Genomic DNA, 23,628 nt, shown 5'->3' with positions numbered 1-23,628 from the left:
CTCCCCAATGCCGGGTCGTGGTCCGATCCGTAGAGTTGGCGGCGGACACCAGACCACCACAGCGAAGGGGAGCGACGTGCCGCCCACGAGCAGGATCAGCAAGGACCAGCTGGAGCGGGCCCGTGCCCTCGTCGCCTCGGTCGACCAGGGCTTCGAGTCGAAGGTCGTCGGCCAGCGGCGGCTGCGGGAGACCCTCCTCATCGGTCTGCTGACGAGCGGCCACGTGCTGCTCGAGTCGGTGCCCGGCCTGGCGAAGACGACGGCCGCGCACGCGCTCGCGACGGCGATCGGTGGGTCCTTCAAGCGGATCCAGTGCACCCCCGACCTGTTGCCGAGCGACATCGTCGGCACCCAGGTCTACGACGCGAGCCAGGGCAAGTTCGTCACCCAGCTCGGGCCGGTGCACGCGAACTTCGTCCTGCTCGACGAGATCAACCGCAGCTCGGCCAAGACCCAGTCGGCGATGCTCGAGGCGATGCAGGAGCGGCAGACCTCCATCGGCGGCCAGGTCTTCAAGGTGCCCGAGCCCTTCCTCGTCCTCGCGACGCAGAACCCCATCGAGCAGGAGGGCACCTATGTCCTGCCCGAGGCCCAGCTCGACCGCTTCATGCTCAAGGACCTGCTCGACTACCCGAGCCCCGCGGAGGAGGCCGAGGTCGTGCGGCGCATCGACGCCGGCGTCTTCGACCAGCCGGACCGGGCGATGATCGACGTCGCCGATGCCCGCGAGCTGCAGCGGCTCGCGAGCTCGGTCTACCTCGACAAGGCGATCCTCGACTACATCACCTTCCTCGTCGCGGCCACCCGCACCCCGGGCAAGGTCATGCCGCCCGAGCTGGCCCGCTACGTCGAGATCGGCGCCAGCCCGCGCGCCTCGATCGCCTTCGCCAAGGCGGCGCGGGCCGCGGCCCTGCTCCAGGGGCGCGACCACGTCATCCCCGAGGACGTGCGCCACCTCGCGCACCGGGTGCTGCGCCACCGCGTGCTGCTCACCTACGAAGCCACCGCCGACGACGTGCGCGTCGAGACGATCATCGACGCGGTCGTCCGCGCCGTCCGCACCCCGTAGGGCCGCCATGACGCGGCTGGTGCACAAGGTCAAGGGCAAGCTGTCGATCCACGTCCGACGTCGGTCGGTCGCGCTGCTCGACGGCGGCTACGCCTCTGTCCACAAGGGCCGCTCGATGGACTTCGACGACCTGCGCGAGTACGCCGTCGGTGACGACATCCGCGACATCGACTGGAAGGCCTCGGCCCGCCACGGCTCGATGCTCATCAAGCGCTACGTCGCCCAGCGGCACTTCGAGCTCGTCGTCGTCATGCCCGCCGGGCGCGAGATGGCCGCGACCGCGGCCGGCGGCGAGCCGAAGCGCGATGTCGCGGTCCTCGCCGCCGGGGTCCTCGGCTGGCTCGCCGTGCGCCACGGCGACGACGTGTCGATGATCAGCGGTGCCCCCGGCCGCATCCACGCCACCCGCGCGCGCAGCTCCGAGGGCCATCTCGAGCACCTGCTCCAGGAGAGCCTCGCCCGATCCCAGCCGGACTCGCCCTCCGCCGACCTGCCGGGCCTGCTGCGGCACATCACCCGCAACGTCAAGGGTCGCAAGGTGCTGCTCGTCATTGCCGACGACGGCGTGGAGCCCGCCGCGGTCGAGGACACGCTGCGCTCCCTTCGCCTGCGGCACGAGGTGCTGTGGGTCGACGTCGCCGACCTCGACCCGCTCGGCCTCGACCCCGAGACGCTGGTGCGCGACGTCGCCGTCGACCACCCGCTGCCCGACCTGCTCGCGTCCGACCGGGAGCTCGCGGCCGCCTTCGCGCAGTCCGAGGGCACCCGACGCCACGACCTCGACGCCATGCTCCGGCGCACCGACGTCTCCTCCGCCCGCGTCAGCCACACCGACGAGGTCGTGCCGATGGTCGTGCGCATGCTCGAGAAGAGGCGCCGTGGACGCTGACCCGATCTACCTCGCCCCGCAGGACTACTCCGTCGTCTGGCCGGTCCTGGGCTTCTTCATGCTCTTCGGCCTCGTCGTCTGGGCCATGTGGATCTGGCTGCTCACCCGACCGCCGGAGGGCGAGGACGGGCGCGGCTCGCTCCCGCCGTCGGCCCTGGCCAAGCTGCGCCGCGACGCCCTCGCCCGCATCGACACGGTCGATCGCGAGGTGCGGGCCGGCACCACGACCGCACGCCGCGGCCACCACGAGCTCTCGCAGATCGTGCGCGGCTTCGTCAGCAAGGCGAGCGGCCTCAAGGCCGAGACGATGACGGCGGCCGACCTGCGGGAGCGCGGGCCGGCGCACCTCGCCGACCTCATCGAGCAGTACTACCCGCGGCAGTTCGGCCAGGCCGAGGCCGACCCGCCGAGCTTCGCCCGCTCGGCGTCCGCGGCCCGCGATGTCGTCGGGGGGTGGTCGTGATGGGTCTCGCGTGGTGGTGGCTCACCCTGCTCCTCGTCCTCGCCGTGCTCGTCGTCGCCGGCCTCGGCTGGTGGTTCGCCGGTCGCGACAAGGCGGCGCGCGACGCGGTCCTCGTCGCCAACTCCCGGCGCCTGACCCGGCTGCCCGCCTACCGGGCGGCGCTGTCGCGCCAGCGGGTGCGCCTCGCCGGCATCGCCGGCCTGCTCGCCGTCGTGCTGCTGCCGCTCGCGGTCGCCGCCGGTCGCCCGGGCACGACCGAGACGATCGACCCGTCGAAGAACAACCGCGACATCATGCTCTGCCTCGACGTCTCGGGCTCGATGTACTCGACCGACCGGGCCGTGCTGGAGAACTTCTCCGAGATCGTCACGAGCTTCCGCGGCGAGCGGATCGGGCTGGTGCTCTTCAACAACCAGTCGGTGACCGCCTTCCCGCTCACCGACGACTACGACCTCGTCTCCGAGCAGCTCAAGGGCTATGCGGAGGGCTTCTCGCTCTTCGGCAGCGGCGAGTACGACCCGACCTCCGGCACCTTCAACGAGCGCATCCTCGCCAGCTCGCTCGTGCCCGACGGCCTGGCGAGCTGCGTGCTCAACTTCGACCACGCCGACCAGGAGCGCCCGCGCGCGATCATCCTCGGCACCGACAACGACGTCCACGGCGAGGGTGTCTACACCCTCGACGAGGCGACCCAGCTGGCCAAGGACCGCAACGTGCGCGTCTACGCGCTCAACCCCCTTCCCCTCGGCTCGTCGCACACCGAGCTCTCCTCGGCCACCGAGGAGACGGGCGGGCGGACCTGGGGTCTGGACCAGCCGGGCGCGACGACCGAGGTGACCAACAACATCGACGAGCTCGAGTCCGCCCGCCTGCCCGACGTCGCCCCCGTGCACGTGCGCACCGACCTGCCGCGCGTGTGGATCGTGCTCAGCCTCCTCGGGCTGCTCGTGCTCTACCCGCTGCTGTGGCGGTGGCGCCGATGAGCTGGCACCCGCTCCTGCCCTGGCCGCTCGTCGTCCTGCTCGGCCTGCTGCTCGTCGGCTTCACCGCATGGCGGGTCGTCGCCGACACCCACCACCGACTGCGCTGGGGCCTGCGTCTGGCCACCGCCGTCGCCATGGTCCTCACCCTGCTCGGGCCCGCCGTCGACGGTGCGATCGCCCGGCAGGCGGCGAGCGACGTCAACGTCTACTTCGTCGTCGACACAACGACCTCGGCGATGGCCCGCGATTACGACGGCGACCGGACGCGCATCGAGGGCTATCGCGAGGACATGGCCAAGATCCAGGAGGAGATGCCGGGCGCGCGCTTCTCGATCATCACCTTCGACTACGCCGCCCGCGTCGTCATGCCCCTGACGACGGACACCAATGCGCTCAAGACCGCGGCGGAGAACCTCCGGGCGGAGAACAGCCTCTACTCCGGCGGCTCGTCGATCACCGCGGCCCAGGAGCGGCTGCGGCTCACCCTCGAGGGGGCCAAGGAGCGCCAGCCCGAGCGCTCGCGGATCGTCTTCTACCTCGGCGACGGCGAGCAGACCTCGTCGCAGGACCCGACCCCCTTCGACCTGCCCGACCTCGTCGACGGTGGCGCCGTCCTCGGCTACGGCACCGAGCAGGGTGGCCGGATGGCCTCCACGGATGCCGACGGCGAGCCCGGTGAGGACATCAAGGACAGCCAGGGCAACCCCGGCGTCAGCAAGATCGACGAGAAGCGGCTCGAGGAGATCGCCGAGCAGCTCGGGGTGCCCTACACCCACCGCGAGGGCGGCGACATCGGGCCGGCGCTCACCGACGCCGACCCCGGCGAGGCCGTCGACGGCGAGGGGGCCGGCATCGAGACCTACACCTCGCTCGTGTGGGTGCTCGCGCTCATCATGTCCGGCCTGCTGCTCGCCGACCTCTTCGTCACCACCCGCGAGATCGGCCGGCTGCGCCGGGTCGAGGCCGAGGCAGGAGGCACCCCGTGACCGCCCCCATGGAGCCCCGGCTGCGCCGGCGCCGCCGGATGATCATCGCGACGATCATCCCGGCGATCATCATGATCGTCCTGGCGATCCGCTTCCTCACCCTGCCGCTCTTCATGGGCCAGGCGCAGGACGCCCACGGCGGCGACGACGGCGACGGCATGGTCAAGGCCGCGGAGCGGCTGCACCCGCTCAACCTCGTCGAGCGGTGGCGCGCTCCCTTCGTCGAGGGCACCGGCAAGTCGGTCTCCGGTGACCTCGCCGGCGGCCGGGCCGACCTCGAGACCGCGCTCGAGCGCACCAAGGACCCGCAGGACGACTGCACCGTGCGCACCAACCTCGTCATCACGATCTCGCAGCAGGCCGACGAGGCGAAGGAGGCCGGCGACACCGACCAGGAGAAGGCGCTCGCCGAGGAGGCCCTCACGCTCATCGAGGAGGGCCCCGAGGGCTGCCTCAACGGCAGCGACGACGGCAACGGCGGCGAGGCCGGGCGCAAGCAGCAGGAGCAGAAGGACAAGCTCGAGGAGCAGACCGGCAAGAAGCAGCCGGAGGACCCGCAGGACCCGGGCAAGGACGACAAGAAGGACGACGGCGAGGGCGAGGGCGAGGAGCCCAAGGACCCGAAGCAGAAGCAGCTCGAGGAGCGCAACCAGACCGGCCAGCGCGAGTCGGAGAACGACAAGCGCGAGTCGGAGGCCGAGGGCAGCGGCGGGCCCGACCCCGTCGAGAAGCCCTGGTAGGAGCTGCGCGAGCCCATGGACGAAGGGGGGTGACGCTCCCCCTGTCGTGCGCTTGGATGTGGTGACGAATCCGTCTGCCCGAAGGAGGGCACATGAGCGCCACCCCGTCCGCGCCCACGCGCATCACCCACCTCGTCGGCCACCGGGCGTGGCAGGGGGAGCCGGGCCGCACGAGCGAGGTCTGCAACCCGGCGACGGGCGAGGTCACCGGCACGCTCGACCTCGCCAGCGCCGAGACCGTCGGCGAGGTCGTCGCCGTGGCGCGGGAGGCGGCGCGCGAGTGGGGCCGGGCGTCGCTGGCGCGGCGGGTCAGGGCGCTCTTCGCCTTCCGCCAGCTGCTCGTCGAGCACACCGACGAGATCGCCCGGGCGATCACTGCAGAGCACGGCAAGACCCATGACGACGCCGTCGCCGAGATCGGGCGGGGGCTCGAGGTCGTGGAGTTCGCCTGCGGCATCCCGCAGCTGCTCAAGGGCGGCTTCTCCGAAGGGGTCTCGACCGGCGTCGACGCCTTCTCGATCCTCCAGCCGCTCGGAGTCGTCGGCGTCATCTCGCCCTTCAACTTCCCTGCGATGGTGCCCCTGTGGTTCGTGCCGGTCGCCGTCGCCACGGGCAACGCGGTCGTCATCAAGCCGAGCGAGAAGGACCCGACAGCGGTCAACCTCATCGCCGACCTGTGGCGCGGGGCCGGGGTGCCCGACGGGGTGGTCAACGTCGTGCACGGGGACAAGGAGGCGGTCGACGCGCTGCTCGACCACCCCGACGTCAAGGCGATCTCCTTCGTCGGCTCGACCCCCGTGGCGCGCCACGTCTACGAGCGCGGGGTGGCCGCCGGCAAGCGGGTGCAGGCGCTCGGCGGGGCCAAGAACCACATGCTCGTGCTGCCCGACGCCGACCTCGACCTGGCGGCCGACGCAGCGGTGTCGGCGGGATACGGCGCGGCGGGGGAGCGGTGCATGGCGATCTCGGTCGTGCTCGCGACCGAGTCGATCGCCGACGAGCTCGTCGCCCGGATCGTCGAGCGCACCCGCACCCTGCGCGTCGGGGACGGCAGCGGCGACGTCGACTTGGGCCCTCTCGTCACCCGCGCGCACCTCGACAAGGTCACCGGCTACGTCGAGGCGGGGGTCGAGGCCGGGGCCGAGCTCGTCGTCGACGGGCGTGAAGGCGCCGAGGCGCTCGGGCCGGGCTACTTCCTCGGGCCGACGCTCTTCGATCGGGTGACGCCGCGGATGTCGATCTACACCGACGAGATCTTCGGCCCGGTGCTATCCGTCGTGCGGGTCGCGTCCTTCGACGAGGGGCTGCAGCTGATCAACGACAACCCCTATGGCAACGGCACGGCGATCTTCACCCACGATGGCGGCGCCGCCCGGCGCTTCCAGCACGAGGTCGAGGTCGGCATGGTCGGCATCAACGTCCCGATCCCGACGCCGATGGCCTACTACTCCTTCGGCGGGTGGAAGAGCTCGCTCTTCGGCGACACCCACGCCCACGGCATCGAGGGCGTGCACTTCTTCACCCGGACCAAGGCGGTCACCCAGCGCTGGCCGGATCCGAGCCACGGCGGGCTCGACCTGGGGTTCCCCACGAACGGCTGAGTCGCTGGGGCCCTCGTGGCCGTGTGAGGTTGTGCGCGCCCGTGTCACCGTATGGGGTCACACGGGCGGGCAGATCCTCACACAGGTGACGAAGGAGCTCAGCCGGTGGGCTCGTGGATGAAGGCACGGGCAGCCGCCACGCCCTCCTCGACGTCCCAGTGCGGGAAGCCCACGGCGGCCAGCTGCTCGGCGCTGACGGTCGGACCGGCCGCGACGATCGCCGCGATGGTGGGGCGGTCGGGCGGAGTCAGGCCGTGGTCCTCAGCCTCTGCCTCGACCCAGTCCATGAGCTCGAGGACGGCGTCCTCGTCGCACATCACGGGGACGAAGTCCCACTGCGCGTCCTCGTCGGGGTCGAAGGCGTCGTGCGTCCAAATACCATCGGCCCAGGCCTGCGCGGCGTCGATGGCATCGCACTCCTGCGGCAGCGATGGGTGCTGCAGCCCCTCGAGCCACCAGGCAGGTCGCCCGTCCATGACCACCGGGGCGCCCGCGGTGAGGTCTGCGGACTCGGCCCCGCGGTCCCACAGGAAGAGCAGGGCCCGGTCCTCCGGCAACATGGCCAGCGCGCACCAGCTGCCGCCGAAGTCATGCAGGAAACGCAGCCCGTCCCGGCACCAGGCGCCCTCGCGGCCGGAGGCCGCGGCAGAGGCCGCTTGCACGGCGGCCACCGCCGCCCAACGATGGCTCAGGTCCTGTGGGGTTGGCGCGCTCTGGGGTGCCTCAGATGTGGTCATTCACGAAGGCCATCACGTCGTCGAGGACCTCTTCGCGGTTGGTCTCGTTGAAGATCTCGTGGCGGGCGCCGGGGTAGCGCTTCGAGGGGGCGCCGTCGGGGGCGATGTGCGCCCAGCCCTCGTCGCTGCGGTCGATCGGGACGAGCTGGTCGTCGGCGCCGTGCAGCCAGATCGTCGGGATGGTGAGGCGGCCACCGCGGGTGATCGCCTCGAGCGTGGCGCGCAGCGCGAGCAGGGTCGGGCGCTTGAAGTCGCCGTGCCAGACGAGCTCGTCGGCCTCGTAGGCGCGGCCGACGTCGGGCTCGCGGCTGAGCGTCGTGATGTCGATGGGCGTCGGGGGGATCTCGTCGAGGTCGGCCAGTGCCGTGGGCTCCCAGGAGCCGAGCACCGGGCCGGAGAGCACGGTCGCCGTGAGCGCCTGCGGGTGGCGCTGGGTGTAGCGCGCGGCGATCATGCCGCCCATCGAGTGACCGATGAGCACGAGCGGCAGGTCGGGGTGCTCCTCGTGGGCGCGCTGCACGAGGAGGTGGAGGTCGTCGACGACGCCCTCGAAGTCCTCGACGAGCACCCGCTCGCCCTCGCTGCGCCCGTGGCCGATGTGGTCGTGGGCGTAGACGACGGCGCCGTCGGCGGTGAGCCGCTCGGCCACCCACTGGTAGCGCCCGACGTGCTCGCCGTAGCCGTGGGCGATGACCGCCACCCACGTCGGGTCGCCGGGCGGGCTCCACAGGGAGCCGATGAGCAGGCCGGCGTGGCCATGGGTCTCGATGTCCTCGGGCGGGATGGAGCTCACGGGTCCTCCTGGGTGACGTCGGTGTCCGGCTCCAGTCTGTCAGCGGACCCGGGGCGAAGGGGGGTGCCGTCCTGTCCGTGGGAACAATTCGCCGCGTCGTGCGTTGGACAGGGCCGCACTCGAGGACAGGGGACCGCGTGACCGCAGGCAGGACCGACCAGATGACCACGCAGGACGCGATCGGTGAGGAGCAGCAGGCGCTCGACGCGGCGCACGCCCGCCGGGGCGAGGTGGTCGACGAGCTGGAGGGGCGTCTGCAGGGCAGCGCCCGGGAGGACTCGGTGGCCGCGGCCGCCATGCGGGCCACCCGGCAGCGCCTCGCTGAGCTGATGCAGGCCGAGCAGGGGCTGGTCTTCGGGCGCCTCGATGCCCGTGACGGCAGCAGCCTGCGCATCGGACGCGTCGGCGTCCCGGCCGCCGAGGACGATGCGGACCCGCTCGTCGTCGACTGGCGGGCGGAGGCGTCGCGCCCCTTCTACACCGCGACCGCGGTTGCGCCGCAGGGGAACTCGCGCCGCCGGCACATCCGCACCGAGGGGCGGCGGGTCGTCGCGGTCGACGACGAGCTGCTCGATGGCTCGACCGACGGCGAGCTGGTCGGCGAGGGCGCGCTGCTCGCGGCGCTCGACGAGCGCCGCACCGGCCGGATGGGCACGGCGGTGGCCACGCTCCAGCGCGAGCAGGACGACATCGTGCGGGCGGACCCGCGCGGCGCGCTCGTCGTCCAGGGCGGCCCCGGCACGGGCAAGACCGTCGTCGCGCTGCACCGGGTCGCCTACCTCCTCTTCGCGCAGCCGCAGCTCGCCCGGGCGGGCGTGCTGGTCCTCGGGCCCTCGCAGCGCTTCCTCGACTACATCGGCCACGTGCTGCCCGCGCTCGGCGAGACCGCGGTCGTCTCGGCGACCTGCGAGACCCTCCTGCCCGGGGTCCGTCCGGGGCGAAGGGAGGAGCGTCGCCTCGCGGAGATCAAGGGACGGGCGCTGTGGCAGCAGGCGCTCGCCGACCGTGTCGCCGGGCTGGTGCCACCGCCTGCGGACCTGACACTGCACTGGGACGGCGAGGACTACCTCGTGCCGGCCGCGACGATCGATCGGCTGCAGCGGGGCGCGCTGTCGGGCCGGTCCTACCACTCAGCACGGCGGGTGCTCACCGGCCAGCTCGTCGACGTGCTCACCGAGCTCGTCGCGGAGCGGGTCGTCGAGCTGCTCGCCTCGGCGGAGGAGGGATTCGAGGAGATCCTCGACCGGGTCGACGCGAGCCTGGCGCGAAGCGACGACCGCGGCGCGCGGACGCAGGGCTCGAGCGGCTCGGTCGACGGCGAGCTGAGCGAGGACGAGGTCGAGGAGCTGCGTCGGCGGATCGAGGACGACCCCGGCCTCGCCGCCCGGGTCCGTGCCTGGTGGCCCGACCGCGACCCCGCAGACGAGCTGCGAGCCCTGCTCGGCGACCGGGCGGCGCTCGCTGCCGTGCCCGGCCTCACCGACGACGAGCGCGACCTCGTGGCCGCCGAGCCGACTCCCTTCGCCCCGAGCGACATCGCCCTGCTCGACGCGATGTCCGACCTGCTCGGCGAGGACGCACCCCGGGTGACGCAGGGAGACTTCGTCGCCGATCGCGCTGCGGCGCAGCGGGACTGGGTGTACGGCCACGTCGTCGTCGACGAGGCGCAGGAGCTGTCGGCCATGGAGTGGCAGATGGTCCTGCGCCGCTGCCCGGCCGCCTCGATCACCGCGGTCGGCGACATCGACCAGACCGAGGCGCCGCACGCCCACACGACGTGGGAGGGCGCGCTCGGAGAGGTGCTCACCGACCGGTGGCGCCGCGCCGACCTGACGATCTGCTATCGCACCCCGCGCGAGGTCATGGACCTCACCGGTCCGGTCCTCGAGGCCGCCGGCAGCACCAACGAGCCGCCGCGCGCGGTGCGCGGCAGCGGTGTCGAGCCGTGGCAGCGCCACGTGCCCGAGGCCGACCTGGCCGCCAGTGCCGCGGCCGAGCACGCGGCACTCGCCGAGCGCTGGGACGGCGGGTCGGTGGGCGTCGTCGCCCCCGCCGACCGGGTCGCCGACCTCGCCGCGGCCCTCGGCCCCGACGTCACGGTCATGAGCGCCACCCAGGCCAAGGGGCTGGAGTGGGACGCCACCCTGCTCGTCGACCCCGACGGCATCGCCGCCGAGCCGCGCGGGTGGAACGGGCTCTACGTCGCCCTCACCCGCTGCACCCAGGAGCTCGGCCGGGTGGTCATCGCGTGACCCCCGGCGGGGCCTGTGCGAAGGTCGGGGCATGACCGAGAGCAGCGGGGACACCGCCGAGCGCATCGTCGTGGTGGGCGCCGGCGAGTGCGGGACCCGGGCGGCGATGGCCCTGCGGGAGCGCGGCTTCGCCGGGTCGATCACCCTGCTCGGGCGCGAGGAGGTCGTCGCCTACGAGCGCCCGCCGCTGTCGAAGGCCGCGCTCGCCGACGACGACCCCGAGCTCGTCCACCCCTGGACGCCGGAGCAGCTCGCGGAGGCGGGGATCTCCCTTCGCCTCGGGGTGGACGTCACGGCGATCGACCGGGAGGCGCGGACCGTCGTCACCGACGCGGGGGCGATGCCCTACGACCGGCTGCTCCTGACGACGGGGGCGGGGTCGCGACGGCTCGGGCTGGACCACGTGCACTACCTGCGCACCCACGCCGAGGCGGCGACGCTGCGCGACCTCGTGCGGGCCGGGGGCCGGCTGCTCGTCATCGGGGCCGGGTTCATCGGTCTCGAGATCGCCGCCGGGGCCCGGCAGCGCGGCATGGAGGTCGTCGTCGTCGAGGCGGCCGACCGGGCGCTCGCGCGGATGGTGCCGCCGGTCGTCGCCGACGAGGTCGTCGCCCTGCACGCCGACCACGGCGTGCAGGTGCGCACCGGCACCACCGTGACCTCGGTCGACGAGGTGGCGGTCGGCCTGCGGGTCGGCCTGTCGACCGGCGAGAGCTTCGACGTCGACGCCGTCGTGGCCGGTGTCGGAGCCGCACCGCACACCGAGCTCGCCTCTGCCGCAGGCCTGCTCGTCGAGGACGGGATCGTCGTCGACGAGCAGCTGCGCACGAGCGACCCCCACATCTGGGCGGCGGGGGACTGCGCCGCCGTCCCCGATGCCCGCAGCGGTCACCGGGCCCGCGTCGAGTCCTGGCGCAGCGCTCACGACCAGGCGGTCACCGTGGCCGCGTCGATGACCGGTGGGCAGGAGCCACACGTCGCGGTCCCGTGGTTCTGGTCCGACCAGTACGACCAGATGCTCCAGACGGCGGGCCTGCCGACGACGGCCGTCAGCGAAGTCGTGCGCGAGCGCGAGGACGGGTCGCTGATCCACTTCGGGCTCGACGCGCAGGGGCGCCTCGTCGCCGCCACCTCCCTGGGCCGCGGACCGGTCGTCGCCAAGGACATCCGGGTCGCCGAGCAGCTCATCGCGACCGGTGCGACTCCTGACCCGACGGCACTCGCGGACCCGGGGACCCCCCTTCGCTCCCTGCGGTGACGCGGGCACACCGAGCGGTGACGCGGGCCCACCGGCAGTGACCACCCTGCCGTCCGGTCCGTGCTCGCGCCTGCATAGATTGGTCGGCGCCCGTCCGCCCGGACGCGCGACGGCAGCACGAAGAACCAGGGAGACATGGACCAGTCCACCGAGACGGAGCCGGCCACCTTCACCCGCCGAGCGGGCTCCTCGGGACTGCGCCTCGGCTGGACCAACGTCCGCAACAACTGGCTGACCCTGGTCGGACTCATCGTCGTGTGGGGCGGCTACTACTACCGCAACAACGACTGGAGCAGCACCGTCACGATGCTGTCGTGGACGGTGGGCGGCGTCTTCGTCGGCGCCACGCTCTTCTACGGCCTCTACGGACTGTCGACGGTCCGGCTCACTCGCGACGAGCTGGTCGTCACCCGCTTCGGTGTTCGTCAGCGCCTCCTCCGGGACGAGGTGGGGGATCTCGTGCGCGGCAGCGCCTACCCCACCGTCGGGAAGTCGCTGGAGCTGCACTACTGGTTCATCACCGACGTGCGGGGTCGGCGCTTCGTCGCCCTGCCGGACTCGCTCTTCCCGGACGACACCTTCGAGGAGCTGGCGGCCGTGCTCGGGGTCAGGTCCCGACCGGTCACCGGGGCGGAGGAGGAGCACCGCCTCTCGCCGTGGTGGATGCGCAACCTCGTGCTGACGGGACTCCTGACGGCGGTGGTCCTCGTGGCCGTGGTCGCGCTCGCGTGGTGGGGTGGGGGCGCGGTCCGGGACTGGATGCACTCCCGAGCGGAGGCCTCCGCCCAGGAGGACTTCGCCGCGCAGGTCGAGCCGCAGCTGAAGACCTCGCGCTTCCCGCACCTGGACCTGGAGGAGCACGGTGCACCGGCGTCGCCGCTCTTCGTCTCGGGGGATGCGAAGACGCGGTCCGAGGTGACCCTGCGGTCGCGGGTCGACCTCGTCGGCACCGACCCCGACCTGGCCTCCGCGGAGGCGATCGAGCTGCTCGAGATCCAGTGCGCTCCCTCGACGAAGGGAGCGGAGGTCACCGTCGTCGCGGTGGGCTACACCTCGGACGACGTCCTCGGCTACGACCGCTTTGTCGAGCTCGACTGCGCTGCCGATCCCGCCGCCCTGCACGACTGGCTGACGTGGTCCGAGCAGCACCCGGCGGACAAGGACGCGGGCGGCTTCACCGTGACCCAGGGGCGCGCCTTCGACGGCGAGCAGTCCGACCTCGAGATCGTCGGCGAGGCCGTGGACGCCTCCGACACGGCTCTGCGCGCCACGATGGAGCGCGCGTGCGCCTTCCCGGGGGCCGACGAGGCGATGGTGACGGTCTACGACCGCGACATGGAGCGCAGCATCCCGCACGTCAGGTGCGACGGCATCGAGGCACAGCTCGCCGAGTAGTCCGGCTCCGCGCTCACACGACCGAGAAGTCCGCCATCATCATCCGGTCCTCGTGCTCGAGGTTGTGGCAGTGCAGGACGTAGCGGCCGCGATAGCCCTCGATCGGCACGAGCACCTCGGCGCGCGAGGTCGGGCCGACGTCGATCGTGTCCTTCCAGACCGGCGCACCGTCCTGCTCGACTTGGAAGCCGACGAGGTGCGCGTGGACCGGGTGGTGCACGTCGGTCGTGAAGCGCCACCGCTCGAGGGTCCCCAGCCGTGGCCGGGCGATGTCGACGCCCGGCCGGTAGGGCTGGTCGTTGACCGTCCACATCGCAAGGTCGCCCCCGCCGCCGTCGCGACCCCCGCCGCTGGACCCGCCCGCCGATCCGTGCGACCCGTGTCCCTGGCCGCGCGCGCCGAGCGAGAGCTTGAAGTCGCGCGTCACGACGACATCGGCCGGGTCGAGCCGCTCGATGCTCGACAGCCGTGAGGGCACGTGCGAGTCGTCCCGAGCCCGGCGTGCCACGTCGAAGCGCATCACCTGACCCATCGCGCCGCCGTCGAGCCGGTTGACGAGGGTCACCTGCGAGCCGACCTCGTGCTCCGAGAAGTCGACGACGACGTCGGCCCGCTCGGCCGGCGCGAGGGTGAGGGTCGAGCGCCGGTGCGGCCGGGTCATCAGCCCGAGGTCGGTGCCGACCTGGACGAGGTCGCCGCCCGGGTCGAGAGCCAGCTCGAGGCGACGGGCATTGCAGGCGTTGAGGATTCGCAACCGATAGCGGGCGGCGTCGACATCGGTCCGCGGCCACGGGGCGCCGTTGACGAGCATGACGTCGCCGAGCAGGCCGCCGTGGTAGCGCGCGTCTATGACCCCGTCGGTCACGGGATAGACGAGCTCGGCGTCGTCGCCGAAGCTGCGGTCGGTGATGACGAGGGTCAGCTCGCGCTCCCCGCGCGGCAGCCCGAGGTCCTCCTCGGCCGGGTCGCGCAGCACGAAGGCCCCGGCCATGCCGGCGTACACATTCGGCCCCGTGAGGTCCATCGCGTGGTCGTGGTACCAGAGCATCGCGGCGCGCTGGTCGAGCGGGTAGTCGTAGACGCGAGACGCGCGCGGCTGGACGAAGTCCGTCGGGTAGCCGTCGTGCTCCGGCGGCACGACGCCGCCGTGCAGATGGTTGACGACCGGGACGTCGAGATCGCTGGCCACCGTCAGGTGCAGCGGGACCCCCTTCGTCGCCTCGATGGTGGGTCCGGGGAAGAGGCCGTCGTAGCCGGCGATCTCCGTCGTGCGCCCGGGCAGGATCTCGACGGCCTTGCGCCGCACCGTGATTCGCGCCCGGCCGTCACGATCAGGACGAAGGGGGGTCAGCCGCGGCAGGTCCGTGCCGAATGGGCGCGGCAACGGCACCGAGCTCGCGAGGAGGGCCCCGGTGGACCCGCCCGGGGAGGTGAGGCTCAGGCCGCAGGCGGCGAGGGCCACCCCGGAGACGATGCCGCCGGAGAGGCCGAAGAGCTGGCGACGGGACAGGCTCACCGGGGGGCTCCCTTCGCCGCGCGGGTCCACGGCCAGACCGCCAGCCACAGGGCGAGCGCCACGAGGGCGACGCCGAGCGGGACGTGCAGGACGAGGACGCGGGTCGAGCCGAGCGCCACCTGCGCCGTCGTGAGGAACCCGAGCGCGAGAGAAGCGGCGACGAGCCACCAGTGCCGACCGACGACGCCGAGGGCCAGCCCGCACGCCCCCGTCACCCACGTGACGAGCACGAGGATCCCGCCGGTGACGAGGTGCACGTCGAGCGCCGCCCACGTGCCCTGGAGGAAGGAGCCGATCGAGATCGGTTGCAGCACAAAGGCGATCGCCTGCGGCAGCATCACCAGCCGGGTGATCCAGAGCAGCGCGGTGTGCAGCCCGGACCGGCGTGGCGTCGGTGGCGCGAAGGGGGCGAGGGCGGGCGTCGTCATGGTCTTCGACGCTATGGACCGGCGCGCCCCGCCACCATGGGCCGGGCACCCCGAGGCGACGGGGGGATCGCCCCACCCTCCACGGTGGTCGAGGTGCGCGCCTGCGAGCCTCGAGACCCGCGAAGGAGGGCGGGTTTGACCCTCACGCGACGTGAGGCACCACAGTCGTCGCCATGACCGAGATCGCGCAGCACACTGGCCTCATGGAGGCGCTCACGGTGGGGCAGGTGGCCGAGACCTTCGGCGTGACGGTGCGGACGCTGCACCACTACGACGAGGTCGGGCTGCTGCACCCGAGCGAGCGCACGCCGGCGGGTTACCGGCTCTACACCCGCGAGGACCTGCAGCGGCTGAGCACGATCGTCGTCTACCGGAGGCTGGACTTCAGCCTCGAGGAGATCGGTGAGCTGCTCGACGCCGACGGTGCCGAGGTGATCGACCACCTGAGGCGGCAGCGCGACGAGGTCACGGCCAGGTTGGCGCAGATGTCCGACCTGGTCGAAGCGATCGACCGACGACTGGAGGCAGAGATGGACAACCAGCCCGCGACGACCGAGGACCTCAAGGAGCTCTTCGGCGACGGCTACAACGAGGAGTACCAGGCCGAGGCGCAGCAGCGCTGGGGCGACACCGACAAGTGGGCGCAGTCGCAAGCCCGGACGCAGCAGATGACCAAGGAGCAGTGGGCCGAGGTCAAGGTCGAGATGGAGACCTTCGAGGCCGACCTCGGGGCCGCGGTGCGTGCGGGTACGCCGGTCGACGGCGACGCCGTTGCGGTGCTCGCCGAGCGGCACCGCGCGAGCATCGAGCGCTACTACGACTGCTCGCACGAGTTCCAGGTCTGCCTGGCGCAGATGTACCTCTCGGACCCGCGCTTCACCGAGCACTACGAGCAGATCGAGCCGGGCACCGCGCAGTGGCTGCACGACGCGATCGTCGCCAACGCGGCGCGCCACGCCGACTGAGGGCGTGTGCACAAGAGGTCGTCCTGAGGCGTCAACGGGCAGATGAGTGCCGCGAGATGCACGAGGACGACCCTTTGTGCACGCCCGTGAGTGCGGCGCGGGGCCGTCAGTGGCGCGCGGCCGCCGAGGCGAAGCCCAGCCAGGTGTGCCGGTTGCCCGCCCAGCACCAGCCGACCTTGGGGGCGCCCTTGCGGTCGCGCCCGTCGCGTCCGGTGCCGTTGCTGATCCAGATGGCGGGGGTGCGGGCGTCCAGGCCCTTGGCCTTGGGCTTGCGGGAGGCGATCGTCATGAAGCACCGGTTGCGCTCGAGCCGCTCCGGCTCCTGCAGCAGCCAGCTGATGCCCTCGCTGACCGTGAGCGGGTGGCGGCGGCGCTCGCGGATCGCCGGCAGCGCCTCGTCGGGTGACCAGTTGGCCATCTCGTCGCCGCGCTCGATGCCGGCGATCCAGTAGAGCGGCGCATCGGGCACGACCTCGTCGGGCAGCGGTACGAAGTCGGCCAGGTCGGTCATGTCGGTCACGACGAACCCGGGCTGGTCCCCCTTCGTCAGCAGCGGGGCGAGGTCCGCCGCCGGCACGAGCGAAGGGGAGACCACGAGCACGCCGTCGCCCTCCGGGGCGTCGGGGACGAGGTCGGCGAAGGCGGTGGCGGTGAGGCCGGCGAGGTCGTGGACCCCGAGGGCGATGAGGCGGGCGGTCTGGGCGGCGGCGTCGGCAGTCATCGGTGGGGGAACGCGTCCCGGGTGAGATTTCCTTCCCGCCGATGTCGAGAAGCGCCCCGCGGCTCCGACGTCCGTGGTGTCATGGCCAGCAGGCCGCATCCCGAGGCCGCCCCGGCGGCAGGAGGCACCACCATGAAGTTCGTCATCCTCGTCCACTCCACGCCCCAGCCCTGGGGCCACCCCACGGGAGACTTCGTCGCCGAGCACCAGGCGCTGCCGGCCCAGCAGCGCGAGCAGATGGAGCGTGACTTCGAGCAGCTGCTCACCGAGATGCAGGAGGCGGGTGAGTTCCTCGCCGCGGAGGCCCTCGGTGACCCGGCGACGTCGCGGCTCTTCCGCTGGGCCGATGGCGAGCCGATCGCGACCGACGGTCCCTATGCCGAGACCAAGGAGCAGTTTGCGGGCTTCTTCCTCGTCGACGTCGCCGACCGGGAGCGGGCCGAGGAGCTCGGTCGGGCCTTCGCCGGCCCCGGCGAGACGATCGAGGTGCGGCCGACGATGTGGCCCGGCGGCGAGGAGCAGTGAGCGCCGGCGAGGACGTCTGGCGGGAGCACACCGCCGACGTCCTCGCCGCGCTGCTGCGGCGCAGCGGCGACTTCGGGGCCTGCGAGGACGCGGTCCAGGAGGCGCTGCTCGCCGCGGCGGAGCAGTGGCCGCGTGACGGTCGGCCCGACGACCCGAAGGCCTGGCTCGTCCGCGTCGCCTCCCGACGGCTCATCGACGCCCGGCGCTCCGCGGACGCCCGTGAGCGCCGGGAGGAGGGCGAGTCCCGCTCTGCCGCACCGCTGCTCGAAGGGAGCGGGGTCGGGGTCGGCGACCCCGGAGCCGTCGTCGAGGGGCGGCCGGTCGACGACGACACCCTGCGGATGGCGATGCTCTGCGCTCACCCCGACCTGTCCGACGCCTCCCGGGTGGCCCTGACCCTGCGGGCCGTCGCCGGTCTGACGACCGCGCAGATCGCGGCCTGCTTCCTCGTGCCCGAGGCGACGATGGCGCAGCGGATCAGCCGGGCCAAGTCGACGATCAGGGGCAGCGGAGCTCCCTTCGCCCCGCCGACGCAGGAGGACGCGACGGCGCGGCTGCACGCGGTGCGGCACGTCGTCTACCTCGTCTTCACCACCGGGCACACGACCGCTGCCGGTGACGCGCTCGTCGACGTCGACCTCCAGCGCGAGGCGCTGCGCCTCGCCGAGCGGCTCCACCGGGCGCTGCCGCGCGACCCCGAGACCGCGGGCCTGCTCGCCCTGCTGCTCGTCGACAACGCTCGTGCGGCTGCTCGGGTGGACGCGGCCGGCGACCTCGTCCCGCTCGATGCCCAGAACCGCGCGCTGTGGGACCACGACGCGATCGCCCGAGGCGTGCGGCTCGTCGAGGAGGCCTTGGTGCGTGGGGCGGTCGGGCCCTTCCAGCTGCAGGCGGCGATCGCGGCGGTCCACGGCGAGGCGGCGACGGCTGCGGAGACGGACTGGCTGCAGATCGTCGTGCTCTACCGGATGCTGCTGCGCATCGCGCCCTCGCCGGTCGTCGCGCTCAACCTCGCGGCGGCCATCGGCATGGCGCAGGGGGCGGCGGCTGGCCTCGACGCCCTCGCCCCGCTGCTCGACGACCCGACCCTGGCCCGCGGGCACCGGGTCCACGCCGTCCACGCCCACCTGCTCGAGATGGCCGGCCGACGCGAAGAGGCCTGTGCCGCATACCTGCTCGCGGCCAGCCGCACCCAGAGCATCCCCGAGCAGCGCTACCTCAACCGCCGGGCGGCCACCGTCGGCTGATTCTCGGGTGACCCGAGAAACTGCCGCTTCGCAAGGGTTTAGAACTCATGCGAAGCGGCAGTTTTCCGGGTCACCCGGAAAACGTGTGACGCGTGAGGGTTGACAACGTACAACCATCTGGTTGTACGTTAGATCCATGGCACCGACGGACGAGGAGAGGGCAGACGCCTTCTTCCATGCGCTCTCCGACAGCACGAGGCGGGACATCCTGCGTCGCGTGCTGTCGGGGGAGCACTCGGTGTCCGCCCTGGCCGCTGACTACCCGATGAGCTTCGCCGCCGTTCAGAAGCACGTCGCGGTGCTCGAGCGGGCGGGGCTGATCACCAAGCGCCGCAGCGGACGAGAGTCGCTGGCGAGCGGGGACGTCGAGGCCGTGCGTGCCGTCGGTGCCCTGCTCGCCGAGCTCGAGGCCGTGTGGCGCGGCCGGGTCGCGGGGATCGACGCCCTGCTGGCCAACGACAGCACCAACCCCACCGCATGACCCACACCCAGGAGATCGACATGCCCATCATCGACGTCACCACCGACCTCGACACCCGCACCCTCGTCATGACGACCGAGTTCCCCGTCAGCGTCGAGCGCCTCTGGCAGGTGTGGGCCGACCCGCGCCAGCTCGAGCAGTGGTGGGGGCCCGAGGGCTACCCGGCCACCGTGACCGAGCACGACCTCACCCCCGGCGGCACCGTGAGCTATCACATGACCAGCCCCGAAGGGGAGAAGTTCCCCGGCGGCTGGACCGTCGTCGCCGTCGAGGAGCCCCGCCGGCTCGAGCTGCGCGACTACTTCGCCGACGCCGACGGCAACCCCGTCGACTCCGCCCCCACGTCGACGATGGTCGTCGAGTTCGTCGCCGTCGACGGTGGCGCGCGCATGGTCAACACCTCGACGTGGGAGTCCGCCGACGACATGCAGAAGGTGCTCGACATGGGCGTCGTCGAGGGCTCGAAGTCCGCCGTCAGCCAGCTCGACAAGCTGCTCGCCGCCTGAGCGCGGCCCATGTTTTACCCACCGTTCGCCCGGGGGACCCGTCAGGGTCGCCCGGGCGAACTCCTGCTTGCTGGACTGCGGACGCCCCCTCGACCGATCCCAGGAGTTCCCATGTCCACCCCCACCCCGATCGACCGCCGTACCCTCCTCGGCGGCTCCGCCGGCGCCCTCGGCCTGCTCGTCGCCGGCAGCTCCGCCCCCTTCGCCTCGCACGCCAGCGCCGCGCAGACCACCCGCCTGGCCGCCGGCTACGGCCCGCTGCGTCCCGCGGGTGAGCTGCTCGCGCTGCCGGAGGGCTTCAGCTACACCGTCCTCGCCGAGTCCGGCACGACGACGGTCGGCGGCTACGCCGTGGCCGGCAGCCAGGACGCGATGGGCGCCTTCGCCCGCGCCGGCGGCGGCTCGACGATCGTCTGCAACCACGAGATCGGTGGCGCCGACGACGACACCGTCCCGCACGTCGACGGCCTGGTCTACGACCGCGGGGCGAAGGGGGGCACCTCCACCCTCGTCGTCGACGCCGACAACACCGTGGTCGAGCACTACACCTCCGTGGCCGGCACCGTCGACAACTGCGCCGGCGGCATCACGCCGTGGGGCACGTGGCTGACCTGCGAGGAGACCGACGAGCGCGCCGGCACCCACGAGGACGACGGCGTCACTTACACCTTCGAGCAGGACCACGGCTACGTCTTCGAGGTCGACCCGACCAGCCAGGCGGCCAACATCGGCAAGGCCAACATCCCGCTGAAGTTCCTCGGGCGCTTCGAGCACGAGGCCGCCGTCGTCGAGGAGGCGACCGGCCGGATCTACCTCACCGAGGACGCCGACGAGCCCAACGGACTCTTCTACCGCTGGACCCCGCCCGCCGGCTACCGCCAGGGCAAGGGCGCGCTCCACGCGCTCGCCGCTGACGGCGCCGTCGAGGTCGGCACCCTCGAGGCGCTCGTCGCCTTCGAGCGCAACGGCACCCACGTCACCGACCTGTCCAAGGCGACGAAGACCAACACGACCTACACCGTGCGCTGGGTCGAGGTCCCCGACCGCGACGCCCGCGAGACCCCGATCCGCGAGCAGCTCGCCGACGACGAGGTGACCCGCGCGCGCAAGCTCGAGGGGCAGTGGTGGGGCGACGGCGGCGTCTACGTCGTCTCGAGCTATGCCCGCAGCGACGACGGCTCGCTCCACGAGCACGACGGCCAGGTGTGGTTCTTCGACCCGGCGAAGCAGACGATCACGCTGACGACGATCTTCGCGGTCAACGAGGACGGTGCCGGCGTCGACGGCCCGGACAACATCACCGTCTCGCCCCACGGCGGGCTCGTCCTCGCCGAGGACGGCGAGGGCGCCTCGCAGCTCATCGGTGTCACCGACCAGGGCACGGCCTATCGCCTCGCGCTCAACCTCGTCGACGACAGCGAGTGGGCCGGCCCGACCTTCGACGCGGCCGGCACGACGCTCTTCGCCAACATCCAGGGCGACCCGGGGCGCACCTTCGCCATCACCGGGCCGTGGGGCCGTCCGTCCAATGCCCGGGAGCAGGCGCGCGGCTGACGCCGGCCAGCTCGTCCCCCTTCGTCCGGGGCCGCTCGTCCTGCGGCCCCGGACGTCCTGTGCCAGCCTGTGGTTACTCGCCGGTAGTGATCGGCGAGTTCCCTTCGGGCACAAGGAGATCCATGTCAGTCAGCCGTCGCACCCTCCTCGCCGCAGCCGTCGGTGGGGCCACCGTCGCCGGACCGGCGCTCGCCCCGACCGCACGAGCCGCGACCACGACCGGCGAGGGGCCGCGCATCGCGATCATCGGCTCCGGCTACGGCGGCGCCGTCGCCGCCCAGCGGCTCGCGGCGGCCGGCCACAGCGCCGATCTCATCGAGATGGGCATGGACTGGCGCACGGTGGAGCCCGTCAACGGCAAGGTCTTCACCTCGATGACGGCGCCGAGCGCCCGATCGACGTGGTTCCAGGACCACGTCGAGCTGCCCTTCTCCACCATCCTCGGCGTGCCGACCTCGATCCCGACCGAGCGCGGTGCCGGCGTGCTCGGGATCGAGCGCTTCGACCACATGAAGGTCTACGTCGGGCGCGGTCTCGGCGGCGGCTCCCTCGTCAACGGCGCGATGGCCGTGACCCCGCGCCGGTCCTTCTTCGAGCAGGTGCTGCCCGACGTCGACGCCGAGGAGATGTACCGGACCTACTTCCCCCGGGCCAATGCCGCGCTGGGCGTCGCCCCGCCGACGGCGACGATGCTGGACTCGCCCTGGTACGGGTTCAGCCGGGTCGCCCGTGACCAGGCGCGCGCCGCGGGCTTCGACACCACGCTCGTGCCGAGCGTCTACGACTGGGACCACATGGCCCGCGAGGCCGCCGGCGACGCACCGAAGTCCGCTCTCGCGCAGGAGATCCTCTTCGGCAACAACCACGGCAAGCGCGACCTGACGAAGACCTATCTGCGGACCGCGCTGGCCAGCGGGCGGATCACGCCGATCGTCATGACCGAGGTCACCGCCCTCACCCGCACCGCCGAGGGCGCCTACGAGCTCGAGCTGCGGACGATCAACTTCGACGGTGACGTCGTCTCGACCCGCCGCTCCACCTACGACCGGGTCGTCCTCGCGGCCGGCAGCGTCGGCACCTCCCGGATCCTGCTGCGCGCCGCCGCACACGGTGGCCTGCACGGGCTGCCGAGCGCCGTCGGCCACGGGTGGGGGCCCAACGGCAACCTCATGGTCGCCCGCTACCTCGGGCTCACCGCGACCGGGTCGCAGCAGTCGTGCATGCCGGCGATGGGCATCAACGCGTGGGACGACACCGAGGCGTCGGTCTTCGCCGAGATCGCCCCGCTGCCCCTGGGCGTCGAGACCTTCACCTCCAACTACCTCGCCGTGACCAACAACCCCAACCGCGGCTCCTTCGCCTGGGACAGCGGCCGCGGCGCGCTCACCCTCGACTGGGACGAGAGCAAGGCCGCTCCGGGCGTCGCCGCGGCGAGGGCCGTGATGGACCGCCTCAACCGGGAGCACGGCACGGTCTACCGTCACGACCTCTTCGACGACGGCAAGGCCTTCGCCGACTACTTCAGCTACCACCCGCTCGGCGGCGCCGTCCTCGGCGAGGCGACCGACCTGTCGGGTGAGCTGAAGGGCTCGCCGGGCCTCTTCGTCATGGACGGGTCGCTCGTCCCCGGCAAGATCGGGGTCAACCCCTTCGTCACGATCACGGCGCTCGCGGAGCGCAACATGGACCGGCTGCTGGCGAGCGGGCGCTTCTCCTGAGGCGGCGTCAGGCCGGGTGCCAGGGCCGGTCTGGTCGGGTCTCGACCGGGCTGGCCCCCACCCGCACGACGTAGACCGGGGGCGGGCCGGGCTCGGCGACGCCGAGGTAGTCGTGGCCGGTGATCCGGCACCAGGCCGGCAGGTCGATCGGCGCCACCGGGTCGGTCGTGCTCAGGTGCACGATGCTGCCGGCGGGCAGGTCGGCGACCCGTCCGCGGAGCAGGATGAGCAGCCGCGCGCAGGACAGGTCGCCGCCGTCGATGCGCTCCGCGGGTTGTTCCGTCGCCTCCACTCAGGCGAGGACGGAGCGAAGGGAGGCCAGCACCCGGTCGTCGTCCGGCGTGACCTGCGGGCTGAAGCGGGCGACCGGCGTGCCGTCGGCGTCGATGACGAACTTCTCGAAGTTCCACCGGATGTCGCCGCTCTCGCCGGCCTCGTCGGCGGTGTCGACGAGACCCGCGTAGACCGGGTGGCGGCCGGGTCCGTTGACCTCGACCTTCTCGCTCATCGGGAAGGTCACGCCGTAGGTCGCCGAGCAGAAGTCGGCGATCTCCTCGGCCGTGCCCGGCTCCTGGCCGCCGAACTGGTTGCACGGCAGGCCGACGACGGTGAACCCCTGCGCGGCGTACTCCTCCTGCAGCGCCTCGAGCGCGGTGTACTGCGGCGTCAGGCCGCACTTGCTCGCGACGTTGACGAGCAGCGCCGGCCGGCCGCCGGTGAGGTCGCGCAGCGTGCCGGGCGTGCCGTCGAGGCGGGCGATGGGGGTGTCGAGGAGGCTCATGGGTCCGACGATATGCCCAC

Annotated in this window: 24 protein-coding genes; 17 read left to right on the top strand and 7 right to left on the bottom strand. The window is 72.5% G+C overall.

Annotated elements, in window-relative coordinates:
* The first annotated feature begins 7 nt into the window (after positions 1 to 7).
* The 7 genes from ACQBJO_RS16980 (at position 8) to ACQBJO_RS16950 (ending at position 6,731) form a co-directional block, all read left to right on the top strand.
* Positions 8 to 1,069, top strand: a complete 1,062-nt coding sequence (locus ACQBJO_RS16980; RefSeq protein WP_421007662.1) for an AAA family ATPase — start codon at positions 8 to 10, stop codon at positions 1,067 to 1,069.
* 7 nt (positions 1,070 to 1,076) lie between these two features.
* Entirely contained in the window at positions 1,077 to 1,958 is an 882-nt protein-coding gene (locus ACQBJO_RS16975) for a DUF58 domain-containing protein (RefSeq protein ID WP_255184812.1), read from the top strand.
* Positions 1,948 to 2,421, top strand: a complete 474-nt coding sequence (locus ACQBJO_RS16970) for a hypothetical protein (RefSeq protein ID WP_255184811.1) — start codon at positions 1,948 to 1,950, stop codon at positions 2,419 to 2,421. Before ACQBJO_RS16975 ends, ACQBJO_RS16970 begins: the two co-directional genes overlap by 11 nt.
* Positions 2,421 to 3,404, top strand: coding sequence for a VWA domain-containing protein (locus tag ACQBJO_RS16965; protein ID WP_255184810.1), 984 nt, complete (start codon positions 2,421 to 2,423; stop codon positions 3,402 to 3,404). The genes ACQBJO_RS16970 and ACQBJO_RS16965 overlap by 1 nt, the downstream gene beginning before the upstream one ends.
* Positions 3,401 to 4,390 carry a vWA domain-containing protein gene (locus ACQBJO_RS16960; RefSeq protein WP_421007661.1) on the top strand — a complete coding sequence of 330 codons (990 nt, stop codon included), beginning with the start codon at positions 3,401 to 3,403 and terminating at the stop codon, positions 4,388 to 4,390. Before ACQBJO_RS16965 ends, ACQBJO_RS16960 begins: the two co-directional genes overlap by 4 nt.
* On the top strand, positions 4,387 to 5,130 hold the full coding sequence (locus tag ACQBJO_RS16955; protein ID WP_421007660.1) for a hypothetical protein: 744 nt from the start codon (positions 4,387 to 4,389) through the stop codon (positions 5,128 to 5,130). The genes ACQBJO_RS16960 and ACQBJO_RS16955 overlap by 4 nt, the downstream gene beginning before the upstream one ends.
* A gap of 92 nt (positions 5,131 to 5,222) precedes the next feature.
* On the top strand, positions 5,223 to 6,731 hold the full coding sequence (locus ACQBJO_RS16950) for a CoA-acylating methylmalonate-semialdehyde dehydrogenase (RefSeq protein ID WP_421007659.1): 1,509 nt from the start codon (positions 5,223 to 5,225) through the stop codon (positions 6,729 to 6,731).
* A gap of 98 nt (positions 6,732 to 6,829) precedes the next feature.
* On the opposite strand, the gene ACQBJO_RS16945 is transcribed toward ACQBJO_RS16950, so the two are convergent.
* Both ACQBJO_RS16945 and ACQBJO_RS16940 read right to left on the bottom strand, forming a co-directional pair.
* A complete protein-coding gene (locus tag ACQBJO_RS16945; protein WP_421007658.1) occupies positions 6,830 to 7,402 on the bottom strand; it encodes a hypothetical protein in 573 nt (190 codons plus the stop codon).
* Between the two features lie 52 nt (positions 7,403 to 7,454).
* The gene (locus ACQBJO_RS16940; protein WP_421007657.1) at positions 7,455 to 8,261 is read right to left on the bottom strand and encodes an alpha/beta hydrolase; all 807 of its coding nucleotides are present in this window, start codon (positions 8,259 to 8,261) and stop codon (positions 7,455 to 7,457) included.
* A gap of 161 nt (positions 8,262 to 8,422) precedes the next feature.
* Here ACQBJO_RS16940 and ACQBJO_RS16935 point away from each other — a divergent pair, with 161 nt between their 5' ends.
* The 3 genes from ACQBJO_RS16935 to ACQBJO_RS16925 all read left to right on the top strand — a co-directional run bounded on the left by ACQBJO_RS16935 (position 8,423) and on the right by ACQBJO_RS16925 (position 13,166).
* Entirely contained in the window at positions 8,423 to 10,513 is a 2,091-nt protein-coding gene (locus tag ACQBJO_RS16935) for a HelD family protein (protein ID WP_430407132.1), read from the top strand.
* A gap of 31 nt (positions 10,514 to 10,544) precedes the next feature.
* Positions 10,545 to 11,771: an NAD(P)/FAD-dependent oxidoreductase gene (locus ACQBJO_RS16930; protein WP_421007655.1), complete on the top strand. Its 1,227-nt coding sequence runs from the start codon at positions 10,545 to 10,547 to the stop codon at positions 11,769 to 11,771.
* 135 nt (positions 11,772 to 11,906) lie between these two features.
* Positions 11,907 to 13,166, top strand: a complete 1,260-nt coding sequence (locus ACQBJO_RS16925; protein WP_421007654.1) for a hypothetical protein — start codon at positions 11,907 to 11,909, stop codon at positions 13,164 to 13,166.
* A gap of 13 nt (positions 13,167 to 13,179) precedes the next feature.
* Here the strand turns inward: ACQBJO_RS16925 and ACQBJO_RS16920 are convergent, their stop codons facing one another.
* Positions 13,180 to 14,682 (bottom strand): multicopper oxidase family protein, encoded by a 1,503-nt coding sequence (locus tag ACQBJO_RS16920; protein ID WP_421007653.1) that lies wholly within the window; start codon positions 14,680 to 14,682, stop codon positions 13,180 to 13,182.
* The gene (locus ACQBJO_RS16915; protein ID WP_421007652.1) at positions 14,679 to 15,110 is read right to left on the bottom strand and encodes a hypothetical protein; all 432 of its coding nucleotides are present in this window, start codon (positions 15,108 to 15,110) and stop codon (positions 14,679 to 14,681) included. The genes ACQBJO_RS16920 and ACQBJO_RS16915 overlap by 4 nt, the downstream gene beginning before the upstream one ends.
* 173 nt (positions 15,111 to 15,283) lie before the next feature.
* On the opposite strand from ACQBJO_RS16915, the gene ACQBJO_RS16910 reads away from it, so the two are divergent.
* Complete coding sequence (locus ACQBJO_RS16910) at positions 15,284 to 16,075, top strand: MerR family transcriptional regulator (protein ID WP_421007651.1); 792 nt, start codon at positions 15,284 to 15,286, stop codon at positions 16,073 to 16,075.
* A gap of 106 nt (positions 16,076 to 16,181) precedes the next feature.
* Here the strand turns inward: ACQBJO_RS16910 and ACQBJO_RS16905 are convergent, their stop codons facing one another.
* On the bottom strand, positions 16,182 to 16,796 hold the full coding sequence (locus ACQBJO_RS16905; protein WP_255184798.1) for a DUF5701 family protein: 615 nt from the start codon (positions 16,794 to 16,796) through the stop codon (positions 16,182 to 16,184).
* A 132-nt stretch (positions 16,797 to 16,928) separates the two neighbouring features.
* Here ACQBJO_RS16905 and ACQBJO_RS16900 point away from each other — a divergent pair, with 132 nt between their 5' ends.
* From ACQBJO_RS16900 to ACQBJO_RS16875, 6 genes are all read left to right on the top strand, one after another.
* Entirely contained in the window at positions 16,929 to 17,321 is a 393-nt protein-coding gene (locus ACQBJO_RS16900) for a YciI family protein (protein WP_255184797.1), read from the top strand.
* Positions 17,318 to 18,568: an RNA polymerase sigma factor gene (locus tag ACQBJO_RS16895; RefSeq protein WP_421007650.1), complete on the top strand. Its 1,251-nt coding sequence runs from the start codon at positions 17,318 to 17,320 to the stop codon at positions 18,566 to 18,568. Before ACQBJO_RS16900 ends, ACQBJO_RS16895 begins: the two co-directional genes overlap by 4 nt.
* Before the next feature lie 136 nt (positions 18,569 to 18,704).
* A complete protein-coding gene (locus ACQBJO_RS16890; RefSeq protein WP_421007649.1) occupies positions 18,705 to 19,049 on the top strand; it encodes an ArsR/SmtB family transcription factor in 345 nt (114 codons plus the stop codon).
* On the top strand, positions 19,046 to 19,555 hold the full coding sequence (locus ACQBJO_RS16885) for an SRPBCC family protein (RefSeq protein ID WP_255184794.1): 510 nt from the start codon (positions 19,046 to 19,048) through the stop codon (positions 19,553 to 19,555). Before ACQBJO_RS16890 ends, ACQBJO_RS16885 begins: the two co-directional genes overlap by 4 nt.
* A 111-nt stretch (positions 19,556 to 19,666) precedes the next feature.
* Complete coding sequence (locus tag ACQBJO_RS16880; protein WP_421007648.1) at positions 19,667 to 21,109, top strand: alkaline phosphatase PhoX; 1,443 nt, start codon at positions 19,667 to 19,669, stop codon at positions 21,107 to 21,109.
* A 122-nt stretch (positions 21,110 to 21,231) separates the two neighbouring features.
* Positions 21,232 to 22,827, top strand: a complete 1,596-nt coding sequence (locus ACQBJO_RS16875; RefSeq protein ID WP_421007647.1) for a GMC oxidoreductase — start codon at positions 21,232 to 21,234, stop codon at positions 22,825 to 22,827.
* Positions 22,828 to 22,834: 7 nt separating this feature from the next.
* Here ACQBJO_RS16875 and ACQBJO_RS16870 read toward each other — a convergent pair whose 3' ends face one another.
* Positions 22,835 to 23,119 (bottom strand): sulfurtransferase TusA family protein, encoded by a 285-nt coding sequence (locus ACQBJO_RS16870; RefSeq protein WP_421007646.1) that lies wholly within the window; start codon positions 23,117 to 23,119, stop codon positions 22,835 to 22,837.
* Positions 23,120 to 23,608 (bottom strand): glutathione peroxidase, encoded by a 489-nt coding sequence (locus tag ACQBJO_RS16865; protein WP_421007645.1) that lies wholly within the window; start codon positions 23,606 to 23,608, stop codon positions 23,120 to 23,122.
* Between the last annotated feature and the right edge of the window lie 20 nt (positions 23,609 to 23,628).

Source organism: Janibacter zhangyanbonis (assembly GCF_050507325.1).
Taxonomy (GTDB): domain Bacteria; phylum Actinomycetota; class Actinomycetes; order Actinomycetales; family Dermatophilaceae; genus Janibacter.
The sequence above is the reverse complement of the archived record's forward strand: the minus strand, read 5'-3'. Positions and strand labels throughout refer to the sequence as shown.

Excerpts from the sequence above, each read along its gene's own strand:
- ACQBJO_RS16875 (WP_421007647.1), top strand. The coding sequence starts at position 21,232 with ATGTCAGTCAGCCGTCGCACCCTCCTCGCCGCAGCCGTCGGTGGGGCC.
- ACQBJO_RS16885 (WP_255184794.1), top strand. The coding sequence starts at position 19,046 with ATGACCCACACCCAGGAGATCGACATGCCCATCATCGACGTCACCACC.
- ACQBJO_RS16930 (WP_421007655.1), top strand. The coding sequence starts at position 10,545 with ATGACCGAGAGCAGCGGGGACACCGCCGAGCGCATCGTCGTGGTGGGC.
- ACQBJO_RS16960 (WP_421007661.1), top strand. The coding sequence starts at position 3,401 with ATGAGCTGGCACCCGCTCCTGCCCTGGCCGCTCGTCGTCCTGCTCGGC.
- ACQBJO_RS16915 (WP_421007652.1), bottom strand. The coding sequence starts at position 15,110 with ATGACGACGCCCGCCCTCGCCCCCTTCGCGCCACCGACGCCACGCCGG.
- ACQBJO_RS16935 (WP_430407132.1), top strand. The coding sequence starts at position 8,423 with ATGACCACGCAGGACGCGATCGGTGAGGAGCAGCAGGCGCTCGACGCG.
- ACQBJO_RS16950 (WP_421007659.1), top strand. The coding sequence starts at position 5,223 with ATGAGCGCCACCCCGTCCGCGCCCACGCGCATCACCCACCTCGTCGGC.
- ACQBJO_RS16905 (WP_255184798.1), bottom strand. The coding sequence starts at position 16,796 with ATGACTGCCGACGCCGCCGCCCAGACCGCCCGCCTCATCGCCCTCGGG.
- ACQBJO_RS16865 (WP_421007645.1), bottom strand. The coding sequence starts at position 23,608 with ATGAGCCTCCTCGACACCCCCATCGCCCGCCTCGACGGCACGCCCGGC.
- ACQBJO_RS16900 (WP_255184797.1), top strand. The coding sequence starts at position 16,929 with ATGAAGTTCGTCATCCTCGTCCACTCCACGCCCCAGCCCTGGGGCCAC.
- ACQBJO_RS16975 (WP_255184812.1), top strand. The coding sequence starts at position 1,077 with ATGACGCGGCTGGTGCACAAGGTCAAGGGCAAGCTGTCGATCCACGTC.
- ACQBJO_RS16910 (WP_421007651.1), top strand. The coding sequence starts at position 15,284 with ATGACCGAGATCGCGCAGCACACTGGCCTCATGGAGGCGCTCACGGTG.
- ACQBJO_RS16965 (WP_255184810.1), top strand. The coding sequence starts at position 2,421 with ATGGGTCTCGCGTGGTGGTGGCTCACCCTGCTCCTCGTCCTCGCCGTG.
- ACQBJO_RS16880 (WP_421007648.1), top strand. The coding sequence starts at position 19,667 with ATGTCCACCCCCACCCCGATCGACCGCCGTACCCTCCTCGGCGGCTCC.
- ACQBJO_RS16890 (WP_421007649.1), top strand. The coding sequence starts at position 18,705 with ATGGCACCGACGGACGAGGAGAGGGCAGACGCCTTCTTCCATGCGCTC.
- ACQBJO_RS16925 (WP_421007654.1), top strand. The coding sequence starts at position 11,907 with ATGGACCAGTCCACCGAGACGGAGCCGGCCACCTTCACCCGCCGAGCG.
- ACQBJO_RS16980 (WP_421007662.1), top strand. The coding sequence starts at position 8 with ATGCCGGGTCGTGGTCCGATCCGTAGAGTTGGCGGCGGACACCAGACC.